General features: G+C 72.0%; 6 protein-coding genes. All 6 read left to right on the top strand.

All coding sequences use genetic code 11. From position 1 onward, the window contains the following. Positions 1-387: 387 nt before the first annotated feature. Positions 388-1758 (top strand): pitrilysin family protein, encoded by a 1371-nt coding sequence (locus tag VGW35_16725; GenBank protein ID HEV8309304.1) that lies wholly within the window; start codon positions 388-390, stop codon positions 1756-1758. Between the two features lie 22 nt (positions 1759-1780). Then, positions 1781-2749, top strand: coding sequence for a magnesium/cobalt transporter CorA (gene corA, locus VGW35_16720; GenBank protein HEV8309303.1), 969 nt, complete (start codon positions 1781-1783; stop codon positions 2747-2749). Next, the gene (locus VGW35_16715) at positions 2746-3330 is read left to right on the top strand and encodes a hypothetical protein (GenBank protein ID HEV8309302.1); all 585 of its coding nucleotides are present in this window, start codon (positions 2746-2748) and stop codon (positions 3328-3330) included. Before corA ends, VGW35_16715 begins: the two co-directional genes overlap by 4 nt. A 103-nt stretch (positions 3331-3433) precedes the next feature. Further along, entirely contained in the window at positions 3434-4384 is a 951-nt protein-coding gene (locus tag VGW35_16710) for a TIM44-like domain-containing protein (GenBank protein HEV8309301.1), read from the top strand. Between the two features lie 75 nt (positions 4385-4459). Continuing rightward, on the top strand, positions 4460-6097 hold the full coding sequence (locus VGW35_16705; protein ID HEV8309300.1) for an AsmA-like C-terminal region-containing protein: 1638 nt from the start codon (positions 4460-4462) through the stop codon (positions 6095-6097). 205 nt (positions 6098-6302) lie between these two features. Then, positions 6303-6738, top strand: a 436-nt coding sequence (locus tag VGW35_16700; GenBank protein HEV8309299.1) for a PAS domain-containing protein, incomplete at its 3' end; no start/stop codon positions are given.

The raw sequence follows: 6738 nt of genomic DNA, 5'->3' as shown, positions 1-6738 counted from the left end.
GGGCTTCCAGGGCGAGCCCTCGTCGCTCGGGGCGCCGAGGATCGCGATGTCGGCGTCGAGCGCCGAGAGGTCGGAGCAGCTCGGTACGCGCATGAATGACACGAGTCCCGTGAAGAGCAGGTTCAGCCGGGTATCGGCTGGCATGGCGTGGCTCCTCTCCGCGCGGGCCGTCTGGAGTCATTCCCGCGTAAGTTCGCGGCGCTCCTCGAGCCGACGCGGCTCCGGAGTCGGCCCGCAACGCGCTCCGTCAGACCGTCTTCGTCCTCCGGGAGGCGCTCCGCTCCGGTCCCTCGACCGGATCACGAGCAACCGTGCGTCCGCGCCGGCGCGTGCTCTACGCCACGGCGTCGGCCGCTCGTCGCGTCGGGCGGGAGGTATAATGCCGGCATGTGCGTGCCGCCGCCGTTCCGGCGGGCTGTGCTCTGCCTCCTTGTGGCGACGGCCCCCCTGTGGGCCGGGCCGGCTGCCGCGCAGACCTCGGCGCCGACCGGGCTCGTCGGTCCGCCGCTGGCGACACGCTTCGTGCTTCCCAACGGGCTGGTGGTCCTGGTGGCGGAGCGACCGGCTCTCCCCATCGTCATCGTGCGCGTCGCGCTGGGCGCCGGCGCCGTTCTGGACCCGCCGGACAAGCCCGGGCTCGCGAATCTCACGGCGCTCCTCCTGACACGAGGGACCCAGACCCGCACGGGACCCGAGATCGACCGAGCCATCGAGTTCGTGGGCGGCAGCCTCGGAGCGGAAGGGGGCCGCGACACGAGCGAGGCGTCCGTCTCCGTGCTCAAGCGCGACTTCGGCCTGGGGCTCGAGCTCCTAGCCGACGTGCTCGTGCGGCCGACCTTCCCGCCGGCCGAATTCGAGCGGAGGCGCGAGGAAACGCGGGCGGCCGTGCAGCGCTCGGAAGAGGACCCGGAGACGGTCACCGGCCGGCTGTTCCGGCGGCTCATCTTCCCCGGGCATCCCTACTCGGCGCCGATCCAGGGCACCGACGAATCCCTCGGCCGCATCACCCGCGACGACGTGGCGGCCTTCTATGGGGCGGCCTATCGGCCCGATTCGATGGTCGTGGCCGTGGTCGGCGACGTGACGGTCGCCGAGGTGCGCGCCGCCCTGACCGCCCGCCTCGGTGGCTGGCGCCCGGGGCCGGCCGGAGTCACGCCGCCGGGCGGGGTCACGTTCGGCACGCCCGCCCGGACGGAGATGGTGAAGCGTGACCTCACGCAGGCGACGGTCTACCTCGGGCAGGCCACCGTGACCCGGCCGCATCCCGACTATTACCCGCTCGTCGTGGGAAGCCACATCCTGGGCGGCGGCTCGTCATCGCGGCTCTACGCGCGGGTCCGGGAGGAGCGCGGCCTCGCCTACAGCGTCTTCGCCCAGTACGCGCCGGGTCGATACGGCGGCATGTTCCTGGCGGGGTTCCAGAGCGAGAACGCGCGGGTGCGTGAGGTGCTGGCCCTCGTCCGCGAGGAGCTCGTGCGGCTTCGCGGGGATCGGGTGGAAGGGGATGAGCTGGCGCGGGCCAAGGCGTATCTCATCGGCAGCTTTCCGCTCCGGATGGACACCAACGCCGAGGTGGCGGAGCTCCTGCTCACGATCGAGCGGTTCGGCCTGGGCCTCGACTACCCGACCCGCTATCGGCAGGCGATCGAGGCGGTCACCGCCGACGACATCCTCCGCGCGGTGCGCGCCCACTGGAATCCCGACGCCATGAGCCTGGCCGTGGTGGCGGACCTCGGCCAGGCCGGCCTCAGCCCGTAGCGCGCGCCGTGCGGAACTAGCCATGCCGCAGTACGGCGCGATCGTCCGGCCCGACGGAGCCCTGGAGGAGGGATTCGGCCCCGCCGAACTGGCCCGGCTCCTCGCCGAGCCGGGCACCAAGGCGTGGCTCGACCTCGAGGGCGCCAGCGACGAGCAGCTCCGGGCGCTCGAGGGAATCTTCGGCTTCCACCCGCTGGCCGTCGAGGATGCCCAGAACCCGGAGACGCGGCCGACGGTCGAGGAGTACGACACCTTCCTGTTCCTGGTCACCCGGGGAATCAACGACAACCCGGGCCAGGAGGCCCTCGACCTCATCACGCTCTTCGTGTTCCTCAGTGACCGCCTGATCGTGACGGTCCACGAGCACGCCATGCGGAGCGTGGCGGCGGCGATCGACCGGCTCCGGAAGCATCCCGAGGTGCTCGGCGAGGGGCCCGACCGGCTGCTCCACCACCTGCTCGACCAGGTCGTCGATCATTACTTCCCGATCGTCGAGGAGCTGGAGGAGCGAATCGAAGCGCTGGAGAGCGTCATCTTCACGCGTCCCGACCAGCCGGTCCTCGAGAGGATCTTCGGCGCTCGGAAGGACCTGGTCCAGCTGCGACGGAGCCTCGGGCCGCTGCGCGAGGTGCTGGGCAACCTGATGAGCGGCGTCCCCCACGTCCGAACCGACCTGCGGCCGTTCTTCCGGGACGTGTACGACCACGTGCTGCGCATCCTCGACGAGGTCGAGACCAACCGGGATACCCTGTCGAGCCTCCTCGAGAGCCATCTCTCGCACGTCAACAACCGGCTGAGCGAGGTGATGAAGACCCTGACCGCGCTGGCGGCCATCGGGCTGCCGATGACGATCGTCACCGGGTTCTTCGGGATGAACTTCGAGAACTTGCTCTGGATCAAGCAGCCCTGGGGGGTCACCGGCGCCGTCCTTCTGATGGTGGGCATGTCCGGCGGCCTGCTCCTCTTCTTTCGGCGGCGGGGCTGGCTGTGAGGGCTGGACCCCTCCCGCGCGCCGGGGCACTCCTGGCCGTGCTCCTCCTGAATCCCGCCCCGGCCCGGGCGTTGATTCCACAGCTGTCGCCGGCGGACATCCAGCAGGCGATCGACCTCGGCAGCGGGAGCATCACGCAGGAGGAGTTCGGCGACGAGTGGCGGATCCCGCTCGCGGGCGGGCAGGAGATCGTGGTGACGACGCCCTTCGCGCGGCTGACCCAGGCGGCCCGCCAGGCGGCGTTTCGGGGCGAGCCGCTGGGCGATCGGCAGCGACAGGAGGCGATCGAGCGCGGTCGGGGGAAGCTTCAGCTCCTGGTGACGATGTTCGGCCCCGCGCCGGATTTCGCCCGCTGGTACCAGCCGATCTTGAAGGCGGGGAACCAGGAGGTGAAGCCGTCGTTCACCCAGAACGAGCGAACCGCCTTGCGACTCGAGGATGGGCGCTTCGCGGCCCGCAACGTCTATGTCTTCCCGCTGGAGGGGCTGTCGCCGCGCGGGACCGTGACGCTGATCGTGCAGCACGCGGTCGACAAGAAGGAAGTTCTGCGGACCCCGATCGACCTGTCGAAGCTCCGTTGACACCGAGCCCCGGTCGTCCCGACGAAAGCTTGCGCCCCGCCGAGCACCCGGTGGGTGTATCATGAAGCGACGCCCCTCCGGGGCCGAACAAAGGAGGCACCTGATGCGACGCGGCGCGATCGTTTGCGGAATCCTGGCCGTGTTCGTCGGATCCCTGATCCTGACCACCATGGCCGAGGCGCGTGCCGGCGGCGGCGGATTCAGCGGCGGCCGCGGCTCGCGGTCGTACTCGGCGCCGCGCAGCCCCTCCACGCCGGCCAGCCCGGGCGTGCCGGCCAGTCCGACCTCGCCCCAGCGAAACCTCTCGCAACCCGGGCCCCAGCGTCCGGGTGGACTCTTCGGGGGATGGGGCGGCATGATCGGCGGCTTCTTGCTCGGCGGGCTCCTGGGCTCGCTTCTCTTCGGTGGCCTGGGGCACGGCGGGGGGATCGGCCTGCTGGACATCGCCCTGATCGCCGGGCTCGGCTATCTCGCCTTCACCTTCCTGCGGCGCCGCGAGCCGGCGCCCGCGCTGGCGGGAGCCTCGGCCGGCGGGGAGCGGTGGAGCCCCACGGCGACGGCCGCAGCCGAGCCGTCGCGACCGGCCGGCCGGCTCGACGACGACCTCGAGCAGGGCGTCGCGGCCGTCCGCATGATGGATCCCGCCTTCGATCCCGGGCGGTTCACCGTGGTGGCCCGCGACCTCTTCGTCCGGGTCCAGGCGGCCTGGAGCGCCCGTGACCTCGCACCGGTGCGCGCCGAGCTCACCGAGGAGATGGTCCGGGCCCTCGAGCCGGATCTCGCCCGCCTGGCGACCCTTCGCCGGGTGAACCGGATCGAGAAGCTGGGAGTGGACGCCGTCGAGGCCACCGAGGCGTGGCAGGAGTACGGACGCGATTTCGTGACGGTCCAAATCCGGGCGAACGCGCTCGATTACACGGTGGACGAGACCACCGGGGCCGTCGTGGAGGGGAGCAGCACCGTCCCGACCACGTTCGAGGAGTACTGGACCTTCACCCGCCCGGTCGGGCCCAACACCTGGCGGCTGTCGGCGATCCAGCAGCCCAGCGCATGATGTGAGGACCGGGCCGCGGCATCCCCGCGGCCCGGTCGCTTCGTTCGCCCGCGGGAGTCCCCGATCCGCACTGCCGTGAGCCCGCGACGCTCCTCCCTCCGCCTCCTGCTCGGCGTCGCCACCGCGCTCCTTCTGGCCGTCGTCGGCGGCCTCGCGATCGCGCTACCGTCCATCGAGGATCTGCCCCGCATGCAGGCGCTGCTCCGCTCGGAGGCCAGCCGTCTCCTCGATCGCCCGGTGCGCTTCGAGCGCGTCTCGCTGAGTTACTGGCCGCTCCCGGCGGTTCGCGTGGTCCGCCTCGTGGTGGCCAATGCCCCGGGCTTCGGGCCCGATCCGCTCTTGTCCGTCGAGGAGGCGCGCGTGCGCGTGCGCCTTCTCCCCCTCCTGCGCGGGCGGCTCCAGTTCGGGGAGGTCACGCTGAGGCGCCCGTCCGTCGTCGTCGAGCAGCGGCGTGATGGCGCCTGGAACCTCCCGGCGCCGGGAGCGACCCGGCCGGCGCCGGCGGCGCCGCTGGTCGCCGTCTCGCGCGTGCGGCTGCGGGAGGGGCACGTCGAGATTCGCGTACCCGGCGAGGCCGGGCGGCCGGTGGTCGCGCACCTGGTGGACCGCATCGACGTCACCCTGGACGATCTCGGCTGGAGCCAGCCGATCAGGTTCAAGCTCGGGGCGCGGCTGCCGGGAGGGGGTCTCATCGCCGCTCTGGAGGGGGAAGCCGGGCCGCTGGCCCAGGCGGGAGGGGACCTCGCGGCCGTACCCGCTCGCTTCACCGCCCGTCTGACCGCCGAGGAGGCGCCGGTTCCCGCCGACGCGCTCTTCACCGTGAGCGGCAGAGGCGACGGGCTCGTCCGGGCCGAGGGGACCCTCGGCCAGATGGCCGGCAGCGGTCAGCTCGGCTTCGCGCGGATCACCATCGCCCATCGCGGAGCCGCCTGCCCGCCGGGCCCGCCGAGGCAACTGACGCTCGAGGCGGTCGAGCTCCCGATCAAGATCGCAGGGCCCATCGTCACGGTCATGCCCTTCGCGCTGCGGGTGGGCGGCGGGACGGTGAGGGGCAACGCGGCCCTCGGCTGGAGCGCCGGCACGCCCGGTGTGGAGCTGACGGCCGTGGAACTCCAGGGGGTGTCGGCCCAGACGCTGCTCGTGGACTTCCTGTGTCAGCCGTACGCGGTCACCGGTCGGATGGGAGGACTCGCCACACTCGCATTCACGGGGACGGGCGACGATCTCCTGCGCTCCGCGCGGGGGACGTGGCAGGTTCAGGTCGGCCCCGGCCGGCTGGTGGGCCCGGCGATGCTCACACTCCTGTCCGGTGCCCTGCGGGTCGGGAGCGTGCTCCACTCGGTCGTCAACCTCGACCTCCCGCGGAGCCTCGACGGCTCACCACTGGAGTTTCAGTCGCTGGCCGCGACCGGATCGGTCGGCACCGGGCGGCTCGTCGTGAGCGACGCGACGATGGTCAACCCGGTCCTCCGCGTCACCGGGCGGGGGAGCTACGGGCTCATCGACACACGGCTCGATTTCAACGTGAACGTGGAATCCGGGCGTACCCGCTTCGGCGTGAAGGTCGGCGGCACGGCCGGGCAGCCCGCATACGGGCCCACGCCCGGACTCCGCGGGAGCGACGTCGTCAAGATGCTCGAGCCTCTGATGGGGATCGGGCGCAGGGCGCCGTCCAGGCCGGCCCCGCCGTCCGGCAATCCCGCCTCTCGCTGACCGTCACGACCGCGACGGCCTGAGGGGCGGGCTCCCTGGCTGTTCTCCGTCCGTGGACTGTGTTAGGCTCGAAGTGTCTCCTGAGAGGACAATGCCGTAGCCGGACATCCGGTCGAGCGGTCTGTTCCCCGGACGAGGTATCGGACTGATGGGCGACGGTTCGAGGGGCGGGGCAGAGCCGCTCAACGGACGTTTAGTGGAGAGCATGGGGCACGGCCTGCTGCTCCTGGACCGGACTGGTCGCGTTCGCCTCGCCAATCGGGCGGCCCGGGAGCGTCTCGGTCTTGCCGGCGACCTCGAGGGGCGTGAGGCCTCCACGGTGCTCGCGCAGATTCCCGCCCTGGCGCATGTCGCGGCCCAGGCGGTGGCGGACCCCGCCGGCCGCGGTCTCGAAGCCGTTCAGGTCGTCGTCCAGGACGAGGTGCGGCTCTTGGGCGTGCACCGGGCTCCGCTGGGCGGGGATGGCCCGCCCGACGGCGTCGTCCTCTCGTTCACCGACCTCACCGGCTTTCGCACCGTCCAGCTCCGGGAACACACGACGGCGGCGTTGGCCGGCCTCGCGCGCCTGTCGGCTTTTGTGGCGCACGAGCTCAAGAACCCGCTGGGCGCCCTCAAGCTCTACGCGCTGCTCCTCGAGCGGC

It is taken from the genome of Candidatus Methylomirabilota bacterium (assembly GCA_036005065.1).
Classification (GTDB): domain Bacteria; phylum Methylomirabilota; class Methylomirabilia; order Rokubacteriales; family DASRDR01; genus DASYQW01.
Note: the sequence above shows the minus strand (reverse complement) of the source record. Positions and strands in the feature narration are given on the sequence as shown.